This is a genomic window from Salegentibacter chungangensis, from assembly GCF_042678405.1.
GTDB lineage: Bacteria > Bacteroidota > Bacteroidia > Flavobacteriales > Flavobacteriaceae > Salegentibacter_A > Salegentibacter_A chungangensis.
Genome location: NZ_JBHTLI010000002.1, coordinates 279,372 through 301,368 on the forward strand (window position 1 = coordinate 279,372; position 21,997 = coordinate 301,368).

Annotated in this window: 19 protein-coding genes; 12 read left to right on the top strand and 7 right to left on the bottom strand. The window is 43.4% G+C overall.

Features of this window, described 5'->3' with window-relative positions; all coding sequences use genetic code 11:
- The 5 genes from ACFQ3Q_RS11885 to ACFQ3Q_RS11905 form a co-directional block, all read right to left on the bottom strand.
- Nucleotides 1-1,854, bottom strand: a complete 1,854-nt coding sequence (locus tag ACFQ3Q_RS11885) for a CocE/NonD family hydrolase (RefSeq protein WP_380746117.1) — start codon at nt 1,852-1,854, stop codon at nt 1-3.
- A gap of 62 nt (nt 1,855-1,916) precedes the next feature.
- On the bottom strand, nt 1,917-3,929 hold the full coding sequence (locus ACFQ3Q_RS11890; protein WP_380746119.1) for a protein-disulfide reductase DsbD family protein: 2,013 nt from the start codon (nt 3,927-3,929) through the stop codon (nt 1,917-1,919).
- Entirely contained in the window at nt 3,926-5,239 is a 1,314-nt protein-coding gene (gene tilS / locus ACFQ3Q_RS11895; RefSeq protein WP_380746121.1) for a tRNA lysidine(34) synthetase TilS, read from the bottom strand. Before tilS ends, ACFQ3Q_RS11890 begins: the two co-directional genes overlap by 4 nt.
- A 73-nt stretch (nt 5,240-5,312) precedes the next feature.
- Nucleotides 5,313-6,608: an aminodeoxychorismate synthase component I gene (gene pabB, locus ACFQ3Q_RS11900; protein WP_380746123.1), complete on the bottom strand. Its 1,296-nt coding sequence runs from the start codon at nt 6,606-6,608 to the stop codon at nt 5,313-5,315.
- Nucleotides 6,609-7,145 carry an NADPH-dependent FMN reductase gene (locus ACFQ3Q_RS11905; RefSeq protein ID WP_380746125.1) on the bottom strand — a complete coding sequence of 179 codons (537 nt, stop codon included), beginning with the start codon at nt 7,143-7,145 and terminating at the stop codon, nt 6,609-6,611.
- A gap of 130 nt (nt 7,146-7,275) precedes the next feature.
- Between ACFQ3Q_RS11905 and ACFQ3Q_RS11910 the strand changes: the two genes are divergently transcribed.
- The 3 genes from ACFQ3Q_RS11910 to ACFQ3Q_RS11920 all read left to right on the top strand — a co-directional run bounded on the left by ACFQ3Q_RS11910 (nt 7,276) and on the right by ACFQ3Q_RS11920 (nt 11,383).
- Nucleotides 7,276-8,154 carry an aldose 1-epimerase family protein gene (locus ACFQ3Q_RS11910; RefSeq protein WP_380746127.1) on the top strand — a complete coding sequence of 293 codons (879 nt, stop codon included), beginning with the start codon at nt 7,276-7,278 and terminating at the stop codon, nt 8,152-8,154.
- A gap of 81 nt (nt 8,155-8,235) precedes the next feature.
- A complete protein-coding gene (locus tag ACFQ3Q_RS11915) occupies nt 8,236-9,321 on the top strand; it encodes a DUF748 domain-containing protein (RefSeq protein WP_380746129.1) in 1,086 nt (361 codons plus the stop codon).
- A gap of 331 nt (nt 9,322-9,652) precedes the next feature.
- A complete protein-coding gene (locus ACFQ3Q_RS11920; RefSeq protein WP_380746131.1) occupies nt 9,653-11,383 on the top strand; it encodes a hypothetical protein in 1,731 nt (576 codons plus the stop codon).
- A gap of 47 nt (nt 11,384-11,430) precedes the next feature.
- Here the strand turns inward: ACFQ3Q_RS11920 and lpdA are convergent, their stop codons facing one another.
- Together lpdA and ACFQ3Q_RS11930 are read right to left on the bottom strand one after the other, a co-directional pair.
- On the bottom strand, nt 11,431-12,837 hold the full coding sequence (gene lpdA, locus ACFQ3Q_RS11925; RefSeq protein WP_380746133.1) for a dihydrolipoyl dehydrogenase: 1,407 nt from the start codon (nt 12,835-12,837) through the stop codon (nt 11,431-11,433).
- A gap of 97 nt (nt 12,838-12,934) precedes the next feature.
- On the bottom strand, nt 12,935-13,399 hold the full coding sequence (locus ACFQ3Q_RS11930) for an Lrp/AsnC family transcriptional regulator (RefSeq protein WP_380746135.1): 465 nt from the start codon (nt 13,397-13,399) through the stop codon (nt 12,935-12,937).
- A gap of 164 nt (nt 13,400-13,563) precedes the next feature.
- Between ACFQ3Q_RS11930 and ACFQ3Q_RS11935 the strand changes: the two genes are divergently transcribed.
- From ACFQ3Q_RS11935 to ACFQ3Q_RS11975, 9 genes are all read left to right on the top strand, one after another.
- Nucleotides 13,564-14,778 carry an aminotransferase class I/II-fold pyridoxal phosphate-dependent enzyme gene (locus ACFQ3Q_RS11935; protein ID WP_380746137.1) on the top strand — a complete coding sequence of 405 codons (1,215 nt, stop codon included), beginning with the start codon at nt 13,564-13,566 and terminating at the stop codon, nt 14,776-14,778.
- 166 nt (nt 14,779-14,944) lie between these two features.
- The gene (nhaC, locus tag ACFQ3Q_RS11940; protein WP_380746139.1) at nt 14,945-16,438 is read left to right on the top strand and encodes a Na+/H+ antiporter NhaC; all 1,494 of its coding nucleotides are present in this window, start codon (nt 14,945-14,947) and stop codon (nt 16,436-16,438) included.
- Between the two features lie 161 nt (nt 16,439-16,599).
- Nucleotides 16,600-17,238 carry a peroxiredoxin gene (locus ACFQ3Q_RS11945; RefSeq protein ID WP_380746141.1) on the top strand — a complete coding sequence of 213 codons (639 nt, stop codon included), beginning with the start codon at nt 16,600-16,602 and terminating at the stop codon, nt 17,236-17,238.
- 19 nt (nt 17,239-17,257) lie between these two features.
- Nucleotides 17,258-17,572, top strand: coding sequence for a thioredoxin family protein (locus ACFQ3Q_RS11950; RefSeq protein ID WP_380746143.1), 315 nt, complete (start codon nt 17,258-17,260; stop codon nt 17,570-17,572).
- Nucleotides 17,553-17,801, top strand: a complete 249-nt coding sequence (locus ACFQ3Q_RS11955) for a DUF6952 family protein (protein WP_380746145.1) — start codon at nt 17,553-17,555, stop codon at nt 17,799-17,801. Before ACFQ3Q_RS11950 ends, ACFQ3Q_RS11955 begins: the two co-directional genes overlap by 20 nt.
- A gap of 140 nt (nt 17,802-17,941) precedes the next feature.
- Nucleotides 17,942-18,442: a thiol peroxidase gene (gene tpx / locus ACFQ3Q_RS11960; protein ID WP_380746147.1), complete on the top strand. Its 501-nt coding sequence runs from the start codon at nt 17,942-17,944 to the stop codon at nt 18,440-18,442.
- Complete coding sequence (locus ACFQ3Q_RS11965) at nt 18,442-18,813, top strand: diacylglycerol kinase (protein ID WP_380746149.1); 372 nt, start codon at nt 18,442-18,444, stop codon at nt 18,811-18,813. The genes tpx and ACFQ3Q_RS11965 overlap by 1 nt, the downstream gene beginning before the upstream one ends.
- A 138-nt stretch (nt 18,814-18,951) precedes the next feature.
- Nucleotides 18,952-21,345, top strand: a complete 2,394-nt coding sequence (locus tag ACFQ3Q_RS11970; protein WP_380746151.1) for an FtsK/SpoIIIE family DNA translocase — start codon at nt 18,952-18,954, stop codon at nt 21,343-21,345.
- A 9-nt stretch (nt 21,346-21,354) separates the two neighbouring features.
- Nucleotides 21,355-21,996 carry a LolA family protein gene (locus tag ACFQ3Q_RS11975; protein ID WP_380746153.1) on the top strand — a complete coding sequence of 214 codons (642 nt, stop codon included), beginning with the start codon at nt 21,355-21,357 and terminating at the stop codon, nt 21,994-21,996.
- Nucleotide 21,997 lies beyond the last annotated feature (1 nt).

Below are 21,997 nucleotides of genomic sequence, written 5' to 3' on the forward strand. Positions count from 1 at the left end.
TTATTTTTTAATTACTGAAAATTTTATTGCCGAATCCCCGTAAACTGTATGGGTTTGCCTTTGAAAATCTTCCTCTTCGGCCTCGAAAATGTTCGGAACAAAGGTCTGAGGGTTCCTGTCTATTAACGGAAACCACGTACTCTGTATCTGGATCTGTAATTTATGACCTTTTTTAAAGGTATGGTTTACATCCTGCAATTTGATGTTGACCGACGTTTTCTTATTAGGTTCAAAGGGCTCAGGCTTTTCAAACCCGTTTCTAAACCTTCCACGCATCACCTCACTACGCACCATCATATGATAATTGCTCATATGTAAATGCGGCTGAGTTTCTTCATAATTTTCGGCATCCGGCGGATAAACATCAATGATCTTTACCACCCAATCGGCAGCGGTTCCCGTGGTTGCCACCTCCAGCAAAGCTTCAATAGGTCCCGCAAGGCTCATATCTTCTTCCAGCACTTCGGTCTCAAATACCAGCACATCCGGTCTTCTTCCCGCAAAACGCTGATCGCCCGTCATATATTCTCTTGGAGTAAATACGGTTTTTATCTCATTATTATAAGAAACAGGTTTTTCCGGATCACTGATAAAAGTCTCCTGATTATCGGTAGGTGCTTCGGTAAGCTTCTGATGATCGCCAAGATAAAGAGTCTTTGGTTCAGCTGCCTTTGGAGGCCATTCACTGAAAGAATCCCATTTTCTAAGACCCGTATCGTAGATATGTGCTTCAGGCAGCCCGGTCTCTCCGTTTGCCTCCCCCTTCAGAAATTGGTTAAAGAATTTAGTCTCCACATCTCTCTGAAAATGAGTTGAAATACTGTCTCCAAAATAGACATTCCCCACAGCCTGTCTTCCGGTTTCCCTTGCCCAGTCTCCGTGACTCCAGGGCCCGAAAACCAATGTGTTATAATTATCACTTGTCTCTTCTATACTCTTGTAAATATTGAATGGCCCGTAAAGGTCTTCTGCATCAAACAAACCGCCTACGATCATCACCGCCGGCTTAATATCCTTCATATGCTGTACTATCCCTCTCGATTGCCAGAATTCGTCATAATTAGGATGCTCTTTCAGTTGCTGCCAGAATTCGTTGTCTTCCTTATAATATTCATCAAGATTGCTCAATGGCCCGGCATCCAGAAAGAACTGGTACTGATCTTCGGTTCCCAGGTCGGGAAACTCATACCAGGACTCTGTAGTTGGTGCATCTTTCTGGTATCCGAATAATGCGGTCACTCTCCAATAGCTTAAAAGATAAGCCCCGTTATGATGAAAATCGTCAAAAAAGAAATCGCCTATACTCGCCTGCGGAGATGCCGCCTTTAGTGCAGGGTGACCACTTAGCAACGAATAAGTAGAATAAAAACCGGGATAAGAAATCCCCCAGGTACCTACCCTTCCATTATTATTTTCAACATTATTCACAAGCCACTCGATGGTATCGTAGGTATCGCTGGCCTCATCTATCTCATCTCCTTTTTTATTCGGAATAAAGGCACGCATATTATCATATTTCCCTTCACTCATCCACCTTCCGCGAACATCCTGATATACTATGATATTGCCTTGTTTCATCAGGAATTCATTAGGACCTATCTTAGACCGGAACTGATCCTTACCATATGGCCTGGAACTATAAGGTGTTCTTTGCATAAGGATCGGATATTCCTTAGAGGTATCCTTGGGAGTATATATGGTGGTATGCAGTTTAACCCCATCGCGCATCGGGATATCCACCTCCTGCTTGGTATAGTGCTCTGAAACCTCAAACTCTAAAGTATCCTGGGCGTGAACCGGAATATTGATCAGCCAGGCAAAAACAATAAGTAAAGAAAATCTGTATAATTTCATTCAATAGGAATTTTAATAAAGTCCCTAAAGATAGAAATTCGGCTCTTAAACCTAAAGATTTTTTACTTTTTCGCCAGTTGCTCCTTTTTTCTAAGACCGGTTTCCAGCCAGTTATGATATTCTGACGCATCTGGGGTATAACCTGCAGGCTTGGCAAGCAGGTTCAACTCGGGGTCCAGCAACACATAGAAGGGTTGCGAATTATTCCTGAAATTAAGCGTCTGGAAAGTTGCCCATTTATCGCCAATAGTCTCTATTTTCTTAATGCTTCCGTTAGGCCGTACAAAATTGAATTGTTCGCTTTCAGGTAATTCCTCACGGTCATCAACATACAGAGAAATAAGGATATAGTCATTTTTCAGGGTCTCATAAACATCTGGTTCGCTCCACACCTGTTCCTCCATCTTACGACAGTTCACACAGGCCCAGCCAGTAAAATCGAGCATTATGGGTTTGCCCTGCTCCCGCGCCGCTTCCAGACCATCCTGCAAATTCTTATAGGCCTTTAAGCCAAGCGGTGCTTCGGTATCCTTTTCATAAACACTATAGAACATAGGCGGTGGGAATCCGCTTAATAGTTTAAGGTTTGAATAACTGGTATTTGTTAATCCCGGTAACAGGTAAAGTACAAAGAGGAAGCTAAAAACCCCGACTCCAAATCTACCTTTGCTTATTTTTTGTTTAGGCCCGTCGTGAGGGAATCTTATAAATCCGAAAAGATAGGCCGCCAACCCAAGACCGGCCAATATCCAGATCCCTAAAAAGATCTCACGTTTTAAAAGCCCCCAATGCTCCACCAGATCGGCATTCGATAAGAACTTAAAGGCAAGCGCCAGTTCAACGAAACCAAGAGTGACCTTAACCGTATTGAGCCAGCCCCCACTTTTTGGCAGGGAATTAAGCCAGTTTGGAAATAGTGCGAACAGAGCAAAAGGCAAAGCCAATGCAAGACCGAAACCTCCCATTCCAAAAGAAAGCTGCATCGCACCCCCGTCACTCGTCAAGGAACCTCCCAGCAAAGACCCCAGTATTGGGCCGGTACAGGAAAAGGAAACCAGAGCTAAGGTTAGTGCCATAAAGAACACCCCGATCACTCCACCTATACTGGAGGCTTTATCATCCATCTTATTGCTCCACGAACTCGGAAGAGTGATCTCAAAATATCCGAAGAAAGAAAAGGCGAAAATGATAAAGATGATAAAGAATATAATATTCAGGGCCACATTGGTGGAAATATTGTTAAGGATCTCAGGGTTTACAGAGTCCAGTAAATGGAACGGCAAACTGAGTAAAAGGTAAATCGCAAAAATGAAGAACCCATAAAGTATGGCATTAAGCAGTCCTCTTTTACGGTTCCTGGCTCCCTTTGTAAAAAAGGAAACGGTTAAAGGTATCATTGGGAAAACGCAGGGCGTAAGCAGAGCGATAAGTCCACCGATAAAGCCTAAAAGAAAAATACTGAGAAAAGAACTTTCTTCTTCATTTTCAATCTTAAAATTATCTGCGCCTTTAATGTCAAGTTTCAGTTCCTGAGTGAGCGTTTTATCTTTCTCGCTTATCTCAAGACCTGTAAAACCTTCGGTAACCTTATTGTTGTCCAGAGAAATAGTGAATTTCTCGGTTTCAGGCGGAAGGCATTTCTCATCATCACAAACCGAATAGTAAATCTCGGCGGTGATCTCCAGGTCCTCAGGATTGATCACCTTTATTTTTTGGGTAAACACTGCCTCTTCTTCAAAATAAATGATATTGGCCTCAAACACCTGATCATATACCGGTTCCACATCAGGTTCTACGGTTTCCCCTATTAATTCATAGGTTGACGGGGAAGTGTTATAGGTAAAGGAGGTGGGAATTGGAGCAATTTCCATCTCTGCTTCCTGCTGGGAATATAAATGCCAGCCATCTTCCAGGTCTGCTTTAAAAATCAGATTATAGATACTGTCATTCTCCTGTTCGAATTCGGCTTCCCAACTTACGGGATCGGCATATTGCGACCCGGAAACTTCATTAAAAACTTGCGCATTGGTGCTTAGGAAAGACAGAAATATGGCCAGGCCTAAAAGATATTTCATTGGTTGCAGGTAATTTTTAAGATTTTTTGATCGGGAGCGCTAATGGCAAACCTGTCGTCGGCTCTTTGATTAACCACCCAAACTATTTTTTCTCCGGAACACAGCAGCCAGCTGTTTTCCTTCTCTGGCAAAGATAATTTTTTGTCCTTAAAGAAGTCGCTCAGCTTTTTCTTTCCTTTCATACCGAAAGGGTAAAAGTAATCGCCTTGTTTCCACTTTCTCAAGATTAAAGGAAATTCAAGTTTCTCTTTATTAACATATATACAGGAGGGCCCGGTTTCTTCAATTTCGCTCACTTCGCTTATATGAAAAGTACCCGCCGGCAGCATCGCAAAATCCTCTCCTTCCTCTATCCTGAATGTCGAATTATTATTCTCCGGAATGATCTCGGTAAGGATCAGGCTTTCCCTGTCCTTTATTAACCGGTGCGTCCCCGAAAAGACCATCTTCCCGGACTGTGCTTCCATCAAATTAAAGACATCGTCCCATTCTGTAAAACCAAAAGATTTCAGCAGCTGATACAGCACCGATTTTGGATGCGGAATTTTCTTCAGGAAATTAATGTCCAGCGAATAACCATACTTATCCTTCCGGACAATCTTGGGATAAATAAGACTAATATAATCCTCGACAAGGTCCTGATTCTCCTTTAAGTGAGACTGGGTTTGGGCAAAACTCTGCAGCAGCTGCGGGTTCAGGTCTTCCAGTGCAGGAACAATATCGTGGCGTATCTTATTCCTCATATACTTTGTGGAAGCATTACTGCTGTCCTCCCGCCAGTCAATATTTTCGCGTTTTGCATATTCTTCGATCTCCTTCCTGGTAAATTCCAGCAAGGGTCTGATGATCTTATTGTTCTCCACTTTTATTCCGCTCAGACCTTCAAGACCGGTCCCGCGTACAAGGTTGATAAGAAAAGTCTCCAGATTATCGTTCGCGTGATGAGCGGTAAGCACATAATCGAACTTAAAAAGATTTCTGAGTTCATCAAACCAGTCGTACCTGAGCTCACGCGCAGCCATCTGGATGGAGATGCCTTTGTCTTCAGCATATTTTTCGGTATCAAAATTCTGCGAATACATTGCAACATCCAGGTCTTCAGCCAGATCTTCCACAAATTGCTGATCTTTATCGCTTTCTTCACCTCTCAGGTTAAAATTACAGTGGGCAATGGAAAAATCGAGCCTGGCCTTTTCACAAAGCCTGGCCAGGACCACGCTGTCCACTCCCCCGCTTACAGCCAGCAAGAGCCTGCTCTGTATAAAGTAGGGGAACCTGGTTTTTATGAGATTTTTAAAGCTTTTTTCCATAGAAGACCAAAGATACGAAAGCAGGCTTAAATTAGAAGCCCAGAAAACTCTTATAATAAGCTGGATTTCGGCCTTAACTCAATACCTGTTTCATAGCCTTAGCCTTTAACAGACACTCCTCGTATTCCTTTTCAGGAATAGATTGCGCTGTTATAGCCCCGCCTACTGAAAAAGAAACGTATTTGTCCCTGGAATTGTAGAGAATGCTTCTTATTACCACGTTGAAGTCGAAATCTCCGTCTGGCGTAAAATATCCAACAGCGCCGCTGTAAAGCCCTCGTTTGCTTTCCTCCAGCTCTTCGATGATCTTCATAGCCGAGATCTTAGGCGCCCCGGTCATACTGCCCATCGGGAAAGTAGAACGCAGCACTTCAACGGGTGGGATCGCATCTTCCAGTGTCGCCGTGACAGTAGAGATCATCTGGTGCACCTGCTCAAAACTATAGACTTTGCAAAGTTCATCTACGCGTACACTTCCCCTTTTCGCGATCTTAGACAGGTCATTTCTAACCAGGTCCACGATCATCACATTTTCTGACTGCTCTTTAGGGTCGTTCGCCAGAGCTTCGGCAATGGCCTGGTCTTCTTCTTTATCCGCCGACCTTCTTGCGGTTCCCTTTATTGGCTGGGACATTATCTTTTCTCCGGTCTTTTTCATATAGCGTTCCGGAGAAGCTGAAAGCAGATAATGACCCTCCAGTTTCAGGAAGGTGGCAAATGGCGGCACCGAGATCTTGTTGAGTTCCTTAAAAACCTCAAAAGCATCAATATCACGGTTCTCGGCATAAAATTCCTGGCAAAAGTTGGCTTCGTAGATATCGCCCCGCTGAATATGTGCAAGCATTGCCCTGACTTTCTCAAGGTAAGCTTCTTTCGGGATACGAGCTAAAATCGGGGATTTTCCTTCCTCTTTATTTTCAATAATTTCCGGGACACTTAGCTGATGGATCTCTTCAAGATCTGCATCAATCTCATCATCGACCATCCTAAGATACTGCACTTCCAGCTGATCTCCCTTCAGTAAAAATAGTTTCTGAGGCTGAAAGAAATAAAGTTCGGGAAAATGCAAGCCGTCAAAATTAGCCGAGGTAAGAACTTCTACATCGTTCTTCAGGTCATAGGAAAGATAGCCGAAGATCCAGTCCTGAGTGGTTTCCTGGTATTCCTGCAACTGGTCAAAAGCATTATGGTAGTCGGTCTTAACTGCTGTGAAGGCCTGCAGGGCTAAAACCGCATCATAAGCACTGCTTTCCGGGCGGTGTTGATTACTGTCCAGCCAGGCAATTTCGTCGAACTGCCGGCTCCATTCCAACAAGTGTTCCTTAAATTCTTCGGGCTTTTCTAAAGAAAATATCTTTGTGGTACGCACTTAACTTTCAATTTGGTGTGCAAAGGTAGTCAAGACGTCCTCAATTCCCATATCCAGTACCTCGTTTAGTACCTTCCCGTCCTCAAAATTATCTCTGAAAGAAGGGAAACTGAAGCTTTCTATTACCTTCCCGCCAAAACGCGGCAGGATATTCTTGGTATACTCCAAAGAAGAGGCAGCACCACGGGCACCCGGAGAAGTGCTTATCAACAAGATCTGTTTACCTTCAAGAAAGTTCCGGTCCAGGCGCGACAGCCAGTCGATCACATTCTTAAAGAAAGCCGAAACCGTTCTGTTATGCTCATTCACGGCAATGATCAGGGCATCGTTTTCTTTAATAAGGTTTTTCACGATCTGAACATTTAAAGGAATCCCTTTTTCCTTTTCGTGATCGGCGCTGTACATCGGAAATTCATAATCGGTTAACTTGAGCATTTTAATATTATGCCCGTTAATGCGATTTACTATATGTTCAAGTAATTGTTGGTTGATGGAAGTACTGCTGTTGGAGCCGGCAAAGGCAAGGATGTTTTTCATCTTCAGATCTGGTTTTTCCAAAAATACCTAAAATTTCCAAGCCTGCAGAAATGTTATTCTTTTATAAAGCCTGCTAAAGGGAAGCTTCAAGAATTGTATCTTTAATTCCTGAATCTAAAAACCACCAGGCTTGAAAATATACAGCATCAGTAATGATCACCTCAGCATCTCGGTTCAGGATGAAGGAGCCGAATTATGCAGCTTTAAAGACAAAACCAACGGCAGGGAATATTTATGGCAGGCAAATCCTGAGATCTGGGCCAGTCACGCTCCAAACCTTTTTCCGGTTATAGGCGTTCTTAAGGACGGAAAATATTTTTATGAAGGCAGGGCTTATGAAATGCCCAAACACGGGTTCGTACGCTACAACAAGAATATCAGCCTAAAAGAAAAAACCGGCTCAAAACTCAGTTTTGAATTAAAATATTCTGAAGAAAGCCTGAAGATCTATCCTTTTAAATTCAACTTCGAGATCAGCTTCGAATTGAAAGAAAACAGCCTGAAGATCTCTCATAAAGTGACCAATCTTGATGATAAGACTATGTATTTTTCGCTTGGAGGACATCCTGCATTCAATGCTCCTTTAAACGAAGGAGAATCCTATGAAGATTATTACCTGGAATTCGATCAGAAAATGGATCTCAGAACTTACGTCCTTAGCGATGCCGGACTCGTTAGTGAGCAAACCGAAGGAATCCTGGATAATGAAGATAAAATAAGACTACACAACCAGCTATTTGAAAAAGATGCTCTAATCTTCAAGAACATTCCTTCGAAAAAAGTATTCCTTAAAAGCAAAAAAACAGGCCCGGTCCTGAAGTTCGAATATCAGGACTTCAAAAACCTGGGATTATGGGCCAAACCCGGCGCACCCTATGTATGCATAGAACCCTGGCTGGGGATCGCCGATGTGGAAGGAACCGATCAAAACCTAAAGACAAAAGAAGGCATTATTGAATTGGAAAGCGGAGAGGATTTTGAGGCAGCTTACACTATTTCCATTCTTTAATTTTTTGTCAAAATTCTCTGTTTTAGCTCATTTTTAACTTAATAGCTCCGAAATATTCTCATTTTTACGAAAATTATTCAAATGGGAAACAGGAAATCCAGGAGAAGATATAAGAAGAAAAGATATACCTGGCCAATAATCATCATCACATTGGTTATAGCTGCCAGGGTTGCCCTTCCATACGTACTGGAGAATTATGTTAGCAAAACACTCAACAATATTCCCGGGTATTCTGCCAGTGTTGAAGATGTAGATGTGAGGCTATGGCGCGGGGCCTATAAGATCGAAGGCCTGATCCTGAGAAAGGAAGATTCACGTTCAGATAAACCAATGCTGAATTTCCCGACTTCTGATATCTCGATCCAGTGGGACGCGCTTCTGGACGGAAGGATAGTAAGTGTCATTAAACTGCATAATCCTGAATTCAATTATATTTTTATTGAAGACAAAAAGGAACCACAGGAGGCAGATGTGGAGGACTGGACGAAAGCGCTTACCAGTCTTGTCCCCATAGACATTAACAAGCTAACCGTCCATAATGGAAAAGCGAATTTCGTCGAGCTTTCTTCCGATCCTAAAATAAGTATGTTCCTGGAGCAAATAAGCCTGGAGGCCACGAACCTCAGCAATGTGGTGAACAGGGAAAAGAAATTACCTTCCCGCCTGGATCTTACCGCAGTTTCTATGGGTGGAGGTGATGTTAGCCTGCGTGGAAACCTGAACATCCTGAAAGAGATCCCCGATATGGATATGGAGTTCGCCCTGAAAAAAGCCAATGTCACCGCCATAAATGACCTGAGCCGAAGGTATGCAGGAGTGGATTTTGAAAGCGGTACTTTTGAACTCTACAGTGAAGTGGCCATTGCCGATGCTTACCTGAAAGGCTACATCAAGCCTATGTTCATCAACACCAAACTTATCGAAAAAAATGATGAAGGCGGGATCTTCAAAAAACTGTGGGAAGGCTTTGTAGGATTGTTCAAGTTCGTGCTTAAAAACCAGGGTACCGATACCCTGGCAACACGCGTACCTCTGGAAGGAGATCTTAACAACGTGAAATCCGGGGTCTTACCAACCATCTTTAATATTTTTGAAAATGCCTGGATTGATGCCTTCAGAGGAACAGTAGATAAAGACATAGAGTTTGAGGATGCTCAGAAACATTAATCTTTCACATATTGCCTTAAAACAACAACTCCCGCTAAATTGCGGGAGTTGTTGTTCCTGATCTGAATCAGGTTTATTTTCTGAGTTTCTTTTTTGCTGCCTTGGCCGCGCGCTTCTCTTTTAGACTTAATACCGGCTCTTTTTTAGCCGAATTCTTCGAAGGTGATTTTTCTTTTCCCATAATTTCCAAGTGTTAGGATTCAACTTCTAAAAGTAGTAAATGTTTCAGTATAAAAGTCAATTATTTACACCTATCCCGGAAAGGGATTTAAAGCCAATAATTTCGTATTTTTACTGGTCTCCTCCCGCTGTTCAATTTAAACTTACAGCTATGAGATCTTCATTATTTATTTCCGTTTTAATAGCAGCACTTCTTTTTTCCTGTAAAGATAAGCCGGAGCAGGAGGAAAAAGTTCTTGTTAAGAAGGCCCCGACTTCAAAGTATTCCTGTGTGCCTGCGGTTACCGACACCCTTTGGTACAGCCAGGACAGGAAAGCCCCGCTCTTTGACGGGCTTAACGCCGTGAATTTTCCGATAAGCACAAAAAACAAGGAAGTCCAAAGGTACTTTAACCAGGGACTTGTGCTGGCTTATGGCTTCAATCACGCCGAGGCAGCCCGGTCCTTTTACTATGCTACCAAACTGGATCCCGAATGTGCGATGTGTTACTGGGGGTACGCCTATGTACTGGGGCCAAACTATAACGCCGGAATGGAAGCCGGTAATTATGAAAGGGCCTACGATGCCATTCAAAAAGCCAGAAAATTATCGGCTAATACTACCAAAAAGGAGAAGGCACTTATAGAAGCTATGGCCAAAAGATACACCGAAGAAGCTCCCGAAGACCGTACTGACCTGGACCTCGCCTACAGCAAGGCTATGAAAAAGGTAAGTGATAATTTTCCAAATGATCCCGACATCTATGCAATGTATGTGGAGTCCCTGATGGATATGCATCCCTGGGACCTCTATGACAAGGAAGGCAGACCTAAAGAATGGACCCCGGAGATCGTAAACCTGCTTGAAAAAGCTATAGAAACGAATCCTAAGCATCCCGGGGCACACCATTTTTACATTCACGCGGTAGAAGCTTCAAACACCCCGGAGCGGGCCTATAAATCGGCAAAGGCATTCGATGATGACCTCGTGCCCGGAGCGGGGCACCTGGTACATATGCCTTCTCACGTATACATAAGAACCGGGGATTATCACAAAGGAACCCTGGCAAATATCAGGGCGGTTGAAGCCGACAGTAACTATGTAACGCTCTGCCACGCGCAAGGAGCCTATCCCCTCGCCTACTACCCGCATAACTATCATTTTATGGCCGCTACTGCCACCCTGGAAGGCAATAGGAAATATGCCGAACTCGGGGCCAATAAGGTTTCTGAGCTCGTACATCCGGACCTGATGAAAGAGCCCGGCTGGGGAACTCTTCAGCACTATTATGTGATCCCTTTATACGTAATGGTGAAACTGGGGGATTGGGACGGTATTCTGAATTCCGGAATGAAAACCTATGGTCTGCCTTATCCCGAAGCCGTAAAACACTATGCCCGCGGAATGGCCTATTTGGGTGAAAAGCAGCCTGAGAAGGCCAAAGCCGAATTAAAATCGCTGCAAAAGCTGGGCAAAGATGAAAGTCTAAAGGAAGTAAGCGTATGGGAGATCAATACCGTGGACAACCTGGTGCAGATCGCTTCAAAAGTCCTGAACGCTGAAATTCTCGCTTCAGAAAACAACTATCAAGAAAGCATTGCTCTGCTGAAAGAGGCGGTGGCCATTGAAGATGCCTTGAATTATGACGAACCGCCGGACTGGTTCTTTTCGGTAAGACACCATTTGGGAGCGGTTCAAAATGAAGCCGGAAAATATCAGGACGCCATAGCCACTTACAAAGAAGACCTCAAAAAATTACCGAAAAACGGATGGGCCTATACCGGGCTTAGAATGGCTTATCAAAAGCTTGGGGATAAAGAGAATCTTGCAAAAACCGAAAAGCTGCTGAAGGAAAGCTGGGCTTATTCAGATATAAAGATCAGCAACTCCAGGATCAAATAAAAAAGCCACGCAAGCGCGTGGCTTTTTTTTATATTCTATTACAGTACTTACACGTGTAAAGCCCTGTTATCGGTAGCGGCAAGTGCAGCTTCCTTAACAGCTTCAGCGTAAGTTGGGTGAGCGTGACTCATTCTTGCTATATCTTCAGCAGAAGCGCGGAATTCCATAGCGGTTACCGCTTCAGCAATAAGGTCGGCGGTACGGGCTCCTATCATATGCACGCCAAGAACCTCATCGGTCTTCTCATCGGCAAGGATCTTCACCATTCCGTCTATATCCCCGCTGGCTCTGGAACGACCTAAAGCACGCATCGGGAATTTTCCTTCTTTATATTTCACGCCTTCTTCCTTCAGTTGCTCTTCGGTCTTACCAACAGCGGCAACTTCAGGCCAGGTGTAAACAACACCCGGGATCAGGTTATAATCTATATGCGGTTTTTGTCCGGCGATGGTTTCAGCAACAAAAGTTCCTTCCTCTTCCGCCTTATGAGCAAGCATAGCTCCTTTCACCACATCTCCAATCGCATAGATATTCTCTACATTGGTCTGAAGGCTTCCATTCACCTTCACTCTGCCTTTATCGTCCAATTCCACTCCGGCAGCGTCGGCATTAAGCCCGTCGGTAAACGGACGACGTCCTACAGATACCAGGCAGTAATCTCCCTTGATCTCTATCTCCTTGTCTTTCTTATCATCAGCTTTTACAATGATCTCGTCTCCGTTGCGCTCAACAGATTTCACCTTAGTCTTGGTATGGATCTTCACGCCTTGCTTCTTAAGAACTTTCTGAAGTTCCTTAGAAAGCGCACTGTCCATCGTAGGGATGATCCTGTCCATAAACTCAACTACGGTAACCTCGGCTCCAAGACGACAGTAAACCTGGCCTAATTCCAGGCCGATTACCCCACCTCCAATAACTATCATATGCTTTGGCACTTCCTCCAGCTTTAGAGCTTCGGTAGAAGTGATCACTCTTTCCTTATCAAGTTCGATGAAAGGAAGGTTGGCAGGTTTGGAACCGGTTGCGATAATGGTCTTTTTCGCCTCTATGGTTTCGGTTTCGCCATCGTTCTTTTGTATGTTGATGTGAGTGGCGTCCTTAAAAGAACCAACCCCTTCATAAACATCAATCTTGTTCTTATCCATCAGGAATTTCACCCCGTCACAGGTCTGGCTCACCACAGAAGCCTTACGCTCCATCATTTTCTCAAGGTTAAGCTTCACCTCTCCCGGGATTTCGATCCCGTGATCTTCAAAATGCTTCACGGCATCGTGATAATGATGTGAAGAGTCAAGCAGAGCTTTACTCGGGATACAGCCTACGTTAAGGCAGGTACCTCCCAGAGTTGAATATTTTTCAATGATTGCAGTTTTCATTCCCAGTTGCGCGCAGCGTATGGCAGCCACGTAACCTCCGGGACCTGAACCTATAACTGCAACATCATATGTACTCATAATACTATGTTTTTATGTTGAATTTGTAACAAATTGGAGACAAAAGTACGACTATTCTATACAATGACCAATGTGATATTGAAGGCTTCATAATTTTTTAAGAAAGCAGGTTCACCGCCGAAGTATTCTTGACCTTGCTAATGATGAAAGTGCTTAAAGTACTGCCTATGTGGTCAAGATTGGTCAGTTTTGTGACCATAAATTCACGGTATTCCTCCATATCTTTTACCAGAACTTTCAAAATATAATCATATTCCCCGCTTACGTGATAACATTCCAACACCTCCGAAAGCCGGGTCACCTCCTCTTCAAATTTGGTGAGGTAAGATTTGGTATGCTGAATGAGTTTTATCTGGCAGAAGACCATAAAGCCTTTATCCACTTTCTCAGGATTGACAAGGGCCACATATTTGGAGATCACCCCTTCCCGCTCCAGTCGTTTTATGCGTTCGTAAACGGCTGTCACCGAAAGATCAAGCAGGTTAGACAATTCCTTATTGGTCATTTTACTGTCTTCCTGCAAGTGTTTCAGGATCTTAAGATCTAATTTATCAAGTTTCATAGCCGAATATTTTTCAGGTTACAATTTCAAAAATAGAACAAATCAGATTTAAAATCTGAATTAATCACTATTAATAGTTTTATTTTCTGAATATGACATTAATCATTGACTTTTATTCAGATACTCGCGTCATTTGGAATAATCAAACTCAAAAACTATACGTGATGAAATACAAACCGGCAGATAATATTCAGGATCTACAATACTTTGGAGAATTCGGGGGCGTAAACCCGTCAATTTCCGATTCTTCGACCTATACCTTCCTTTCGGCAAAAACGATGTTCGACACTTTTGAAGGCAATGCCGAAGGTTGTTACCTTTATTCAAGGCATTCCTCCCCGTCCAATCTTTACCTTGGAGAAGCCCTGGCCGCTATGGAAGGTACCGAGACCGCCAACGTGGCCGCCTCGGGAATGGGTGCCATTACCTCTACCCTGTTACAGCTTTGCAAGGCGGGAGACCATATTGTCTCAAGCCGTACTATCTATGGCGGGACCTATGCTTTTCTGAAGAATTTCGCTCCAAAATTCAATGTACAGACTACATTTGTGGATATCACCAAACCCGAACTTGTAGAAGCCGCGATCACCAAGAACACTAAAGTGCTTTATTGCGAATCTGTAAGCAATCCTTTGCTGGAGGTGGCCGACATCGAAGGCCTTTCCATAATTGCCAAAAATCACGGACTTACCTTGGTGGTGGATAATACTTTTTCTCCGCTTTCTTTAAGCCCGAAAAAACTTGGCGCCGATATCGTGATCCACAGCTTAACGAAATTCATCAACGGCAGCAGCGATACTGTTGGCGGAGTGACCTGCGGCACCCAGGAATTCATCAATGCCCAAAGGAACGTAAATGACGGCGCAGGAATGCTGCTTGGCCCAACTATGGACAGCCTGAGGTCTGCTTCAGTATTAAAGAACCTGAGAACGCTTCATATCAGGATGAAACAGCACAGCAGTAATGCGCTTTATTTAGCTGAAAAGTTTGAAGCAGACGGGTTCAGGACGGTTTATCCCGGGCTAAAATCCCATCCCGGTCATAAACTTTACAAGAAAATGATGAACGAGGATTATGGCTTCGGCGGAATCCTGACGCTTGATGTAGGCAGCCTTGATAAGGCCAATGAGCTTATGGAGCTTATGCAGGAAAAAAACCTTGGGTATCTTGCGGTAAGCCTAGGCTTTTACAAAACCCTTTTCAGTGCACCGGGAACTTCCACCTCGTCTGAGATTCCGGAAGAGGAACAACGGGAAATGGGATTAAGCGACGGGCTGATAAGGTTCTCCATAGGTTTGGATAACGATATAGAGCGCACCTATCAAAGAATGAAAGAATGTATGGTAAAAACAGGACTTCTTGAAGCTGAGCTTGTCTAATTCTTGCATACTTTTAAGTAAAATCGTAACATTACAAGCCAAAATAAATGAAATAATCAAGAATATATGATTCATAGAATGAACCTCGCAGAATAATTGACTGAAAAAACGGCAATTACCTGTGAGGTTTTCTTTTTCTATGAAATAACGAACCCACACCAGATAAATGGAGAACCAAGCCGATACCCATCAGGATGAGAAAATTGTAAGCAATAAAGAGTTAAATATCTGGGAAGCCCTGATTCCCGTTTTTTCCCTCATAGGGATGCTCGCCTTTAACGTATTTGTATTTGGAGATGATGCGCTAAGCGGTTCCAACCAGTTCATCCTGCTTATGGGTGGTGCTGTGGCCGCGATAGTAGGCTATTTCAACAAAGTAGAATACAATAAAATGATAGATGAGGTGGCCGGGAACATCCAGAGTACCGCCGGCGCCATCCTCATTCTTCTTATGGTTGGTGCTTTGGCAGGGACCTGGCTGGTGAGCGGCATTATCCCTACAATGATCTATTACGGACTTCAGATCCTGAACCCCACTATCTTTCTGGCTGCCTGTGTGATCATCTGCTCGGTGATCTCAGTAGCTACCGGAAGTAGCTGGACCACTTCGGCTACAGTTGGTATCGCATTAATAGGTATTGCCGAAGCCCTGGGCATCTCGGTAGGAATGACTGCCGGTGCCATCCTTTCAGGAGCTTATTTCGGGGATAAACTATCTCCTTTAAGTGATACCACTAACCTTGCTCCGGCTATGGCAGGAACCGACCTTTTCACCCACATCAGGTATATGACCCTTACCACCGTACCAACAATCATAATCACTATCCTGATCTTCGTGGTAATTGGTTTTAACCTTGATACCACAGGAACTACCGATACTTCGGCCATTCTGAAATCCATAGAAGCTTCTTTTAATATTACTCCCTGGCTCTTCCTGATCCCGTTGATCGTAATAGGCCTTATAGTGAAAAAAGTATCGCCACTTATCGCCCTTCTTTTAGGAACCTTACTGGGAGCTGCCGCAGCGCTTATCTTTCAGCCCGGAGTTATTGCCGATATAGCCGGTACTGAGAAACTTGATCTTGTTAGCGGATACAAAGGAATTATGAACGCCATCACGGTAGACACGGCTGTAGAAACAGACAATGAGAGCCTTAACGACCTTTTCTCTTCAGGAGGAATGGCCGGAATGCTCGGTACCATCTGGCTGATCATTTGCGCAATGGTGTTTGGTGGAATTATGGAAGCCATTGGAGCCCTTTCACGAATCAGCAAGGCACTATTGAATCTTTTTCACACCACATTCGGTCTTTTTGCGAGTACGGTATTTAGCTGTCTTGCATTGAATGCGACTGCTTCAGACCAGTATCTGGCCATCGTGGTACCAGGAAAAATGTTCTCAAAAGCCTATCGCGATAAAGGTCTTGCTCCAGAAAACCTTAGCCGTACGCTTGAAGATTCGGGTACGGTAACTTCAGTACTCGTGCCGTGGAATACCTGCGGGGCATACCACAGCGGAGTTCTGGGAGTACCGGTAGCCTCCTATTTCGGATATGCATTCTTCAACTATCTGAGTCCGTTTATGACGCTTTTATATGCGGCCTTCAGTATTAAAATCAAAGAGCTCAGCACAAAGGATACTGCACCACAGGCGGCTTAAGAAGACCAAATAGAACAATTCTATGAAGTTTTAAACCTAACATAGCTAAAATTTATACTTAGATAAATTTTAAAAATTTGAATGTGTTTAAAAACTGCATTCAATCTGTAAATTTGCACACGAATCAGAAGAAATAATAACTTTTAAAAACTAAAAATAATATGGCATTAGTAGGAAAAAAATTTCCAAACTTAAGCGTAGACGCGATGAACGAAATGGGAGACACTTTCAAGGTTAATGTCCTTGAAGAAGCTCAGAAAAACAATAAAAAAGTATTGTTGTTCTGGTACCCAAAAGATTTCACCTTTGTTTGCCCTACCGAACTTCACGCTTTTCAGGAAGCTATGGAAGAATTTGAAAAAAGAAACGTTATGGTAATCGGCGCTTCTTGTGACACTCCTGAAGTTCATTTCGCCTGGTTAAACACTCCAAAAGATAACGGAGGTATTGAAGGCGTTAAATACCCAATCTTAGCCGATTCTAACAGAAACCTAAGTTCAAGACTTGGTATCCTTGATATCACTGCAGAGCACTACGATGAGGAAACCGGAGAAGTTACTCTTGAAGGAGATAACGTAACTTACCGTGCCACTTACCTTATCGACGAGGAAGGAACCATCTTCCACGAAGGTGTGAACCATATGCCACTTGGACGTAACGTAAAAGAATTTTTACGCTTAATCGATGCTTACACCCACGTACAGGAAAAAGGTGAAGTATGTCCTGCAAACTGGGAAGAAGGTAAGCAGGCTATGAATGCAGACCGTGACGGTGTTGCTTCATACTTAAGCTTAAACTAAAAAAAGGAAAAGACTTGTTATGGTAAAAGAATTAGAAAAAGATAATTTAAGCGAAATCGTAGAAAGTAATGATACCGTTGTGGTTCAGTATATGGCCGGATGGTGTGGTAACTGCAGACTGATGAAGCCTAAGTTCAAAAAACTTGCTTCTGAAAATGAAGATGCTACTTTCCTGATGGTTGATGCTGAAAAATATCCGGAATCAAGAAAGCTGGCTAAGGTAGATAACCTTCCGACTTTCGCGACTTTCAAGAACGGAGATTTCGTTAACCAGGTTCAAACCAACAAGTTTGACCCGCTAAAAGACTTAGTAAATGAAGTTACCAGTAATTAAGCATTTACAGCGTAATAATGATGCTGAGAAACTTCAGCACGCCATTGAAGTACTGGAAAGCTTTACCGAGCACAGATCCGTAACCGAAGAGGAAATGGATGTGGTAGGAGAGCTTATCACCAACCTTTGCGGGGCGGTGGAAGTACAGAAAATGGTAGATGAGGGTATGAAAGATACCGACGCTGCAAATACATTTGTGAAAAAAGTGTTAGGATCTATAGATAAATAGGCCAGCATTTTATCACTGAAATCAAGTAACACAAGGCTGCTTTCGAGGAAAGCAGCCTTTTTTTGTTTTATGATAATTTTAGTAAATCTCAGTTAGTTTAATCCTAAATTTATCAGGTACGAACCAATTCTGAAAAACCGATGTCGCAAATAAAATTCGGAGGCCAAAAAGTTACTACTTACGGCGCCCTGCCGGAAAAAGATGAGAAAGCACCTCATTTTGAGCTCCTGAAAGCTGACTTCACCACCGCCACTCTTGAAGACTTCAAGGGTAAGCGCGTTATAATGAATATTTTCCCCAGTATAGACACCGGTGTTTGCGCTACTTCGGTCAGAAATTTCAGCAAAAAGGCCGCAGACCTTAAAAATACGGTTGTCCTTTGTATTTCACGCGATCTTCCGTTTGCCCAAAGCAGATTCCTTAATGAGGAACATTTGAAAAATGTGATCAATCTGTCCGATTTCAGAGAGCGGAATTTCGGGAAAGACTATGGGGTTGAAATGATCGATGGTCCCTGGGAAGGCCTGCTTTCCCGTGTGGTGATCGTACTTGATGAATCGGGGAAAGTGATCCATAGTCAGCAGGTAGCAGATATTGACGATGAACCTGATTATCTTGCGGCTCTAAAAACACTTTTATAATGAGAGACAGTTTCCTCGGAAAACGCATAAGAGGAGGAGGCTATGCAATTAAAGGCGCCTGGTTGTTGCTAAAGCACGAACCCAGTATCCAGGTGCAATTTGCTATTGCCATCTTCGTAAGTATTGCCGGGTGGTTCTTTGAAATCACAAAAACCGAATGGCTTTTTCAGTTTACCGCCATAGGCCTTGTGATGGCTGCCGAAGGGCTCAATACCGCCATAGAAGCGATGGCCGACTTTGTTCACCCCGATTTCCACAGCAAGATTGGCCATATTAAAGATATCGCTGCAGGAGCAGTATTTATCACAGCCGTTACCGCGGTAATCATTGCTGCCTTCATCTATCTGCCTTATATTTTCCCAGATCTGTAGCTAAGATTTAATTCCATACAAAATAAGCGCAAAAAACTCCCGTTTTGGTCTAAAACAAACAGGTTTCTAAATTGAATTTTATTTTACTTATTTTAGAAGTACCTAATTTGTATTTTTGCCCAAATCACAAAAGCATATATGGCCAAAAAGAAGACCTCAACTAAAAAAACCACATCTAAGAAGTTAAAAAAACCTTCTTTAAAGCTTAACCGGCAACAGAAAGTGGTTTTGGGTAGTTTCCTGATGCTTTTCGGCCTTGCTCTTATCGTCGCCTTTATCTCTTTTCTCTTTAACTGGCAGGCAGACCAGAGTACACTTAACCAGTTTGCAGAAAGACAAGTGGAAGCACGCAACTGGCTTAGTAAGTTTGGAGCTTTGGTAAGCGACTTCTTTATTTATGATGGTTTTGGGGTTGCCTCTTTTATCCTTGCTTTTTTAGTAGCCTTTAGCGGGGTTCATCTTTTCTTCGGAATAAATTCCAAAAGCCTTAAGAACATCTGGTTCTGGGGGGTGTTGGTAATGATATGGCTTTCCGTATTTTTTGGCTTCTTCAGTGGAAGCAATGCGCTGCTGGGAGGAAAGGTTGGTTTTGAACTGAATGATTACCTGCAGGATTACCTCGGATTTTTCGGCACAGCCCTGCTCCTGCTCTTCCTTTTTACAGCATATCTGGCCATAAGACTCAAGCTTACTCCTGAACTTATTGGCAGTTATATCAGAACCAGAAAAAAAGACATCGACGAAGAGTTTAAAGGAGGGGGCGAAAATATCACGGAGACCGAAGAGGAACTGTCCTGGAAAGAAAAGGCCCTGGTCAGGGAAGAAGAAAAAGCTGCTGAAATAGATTTTGACACCAAACCGGAACCAAAGAAAGAACCGGAGCCTAAAAAGAATATTTCAGTTGAAGTGAACAATCCACCGGAAGAACCGGAGTCTAAGGACGATGTGGCAATGGAGGTTGAAGCCGCGCCAGAGGAAGAAGAATATGAGGATAACCTCAGCAATAAACTTGTTAAGGATTTCGGCGAATTTGACCCGAAACTGGAGCTGGGCAATTATAAGTTCCCTACTCTCGAACTATTAAAAGACTATGGCGGCGGGATTACAGTAAACCAGGAAGAGCTGGAGGAGAATAAGAACCGTATTGTAGACACCCTCAAAAACTATAAGATCGAGATCGCGCAGATCAAGGCGACCGTTGGGCCAACGGTTACCCTTTACGAGATCGTGCCGGAAGCGGGTATCAGGATCTCCAAGATCAAGAACCTGGAAGATGATATCGCCCTTTCCTTATCGGCTTTAGGAATTCGTATCATCGCTCCTATCCCGGGACGCGGAACCATTGGTATTGAAGTTCCGAACAAGAATGCGACCATCGTTTCTATGAGATCGGTGATCGCATCGCAGAAATTCCAGAATGCCGAAATGGAACTGCCAATGGCCCTTGGTAAGACCATTTCTAACGAGACTTTTGTGGTAGACCTCGCAAAGATGCCGCATATGCTTATGGCCGGGGCTACCGGACAGGGGAAATCGGTAGGACTGAATGCCATCCTTACCTCTTTACTTTACAGCAAGCACCCGGCAGAAGTGAAATTCGTGCTGGTGGACCCTAAGAAAGTTGAGCTGACCCTTTTCAACAAGATAGAAAGACATTACCTGGCCAAGTTGCCGGATACCGAAGACGCTATTATTACCGACAATACCAAGGTGATCAACACCCTGAATTCACTTTGTATTGAAATGGACAATCGCTACGAACTGCTAAAGGATGCAATGGTTCGTAACATTAAAGAATACAATGTAAAATTCAAGGCCCGAAAACTGAACCCTGAGAACGGTCATAAATTCCTGCCTTATATCATACTGGTGGTAGATGAGTTTGCTGACCTTATTATGACAGCGGGGAAAGAAGTAGAAACCCCTATTGCCCGGCTTGCGCAGCTTGCAAGGGCCGTTGGAATTCACCTTATTATTGCCACACAAAGACCTTCGGTGAATGTAATTACCGGTATCATTAAAGCGAACTTCCCTGCCAGGATCGCTTTCAGGGTAACCTCCAAGATAGATTCAAGAACCATCCTGGATGGCCAGGGCGCAGATCAGCTTATTGGCCGCGGGGATATGCTGTTTACGCAGGGGAACGAGTTAAAACGACTGCAGTGTGCTTTTGTGGATACGCCTGAAGTAGACAAGATCACCGAGTTCATTGGTTCTCAAAAAGCCTATCCCGATGCCCACCAGTTACCGGCCTACGAAAGTGAGGAAAGTGGCACAGGAGTTGATATAGATGTGAGCGAGAGGGATAAACTCTTTCGTGAAGCCGCCGAAGTGATTGTAACGGCACAACAAGGATCGGCTTCGTTGCTACAACGTAAATTAAAACTGGGCTACAACCGTGCAGGACGTATTATTGACCAGCTGGAAGCAGCCGGAGTGGTAGGACCATTTGAAGGAAGTAAAGCCCGCCAGGTTTTAGTGACCGATTTAGCAGCCTTAGATCAGTTATTAAATGAAGAACCAAACAATTAAAAAATCAAAATGAAAAAATTAGCATTATTAGTATTCGCTTTTATAGGACTTACTGTTCAGGCACAGAATTCACAAAAGGCCGAAAAACTTCTGGATGAAGTCTCTTCCAAAGTTAAAGGTTATGACAATATGGTCATCGACTTCAAGTATGCCCTGGAAAATACTGCCGAGAACGTGAAACAGGAGACCCGCGGGGATGTGAGCATCAAAGGAGACAAATATGTACTGAACCTGATGGGAACCACCCAGATGTTTGACGGCGAAAAAATATACACCATTATCCCTGAAGATGAAGAGATCAACATCTCTACCTATGTTGAGGAAGACGACAACAGCATTACACCTTCTAAAATGTTCTCTTTTTATGAGGAAGGATATAACTACGAATGGGACATTACCCAGGATGTAAAAGGTCGCAAGATCCAGTATATAAAATTAACGCCTAAAGACAGCGAGGCCGAGGTGAAGAATATTCTCCTGGGAATAGACAGCCAGACCAAGCATATCTATAACCTAATCCAGACCCAGGATAACGGAACCAAGATCACCATTACGGTAAAAAGTTTCAAGACCAATCAGCCTATCGCAAAGAATCTGTTTACATTTAATGAAGACAGATACGAAGACTACTACATTAACCGCTTAGACTAAG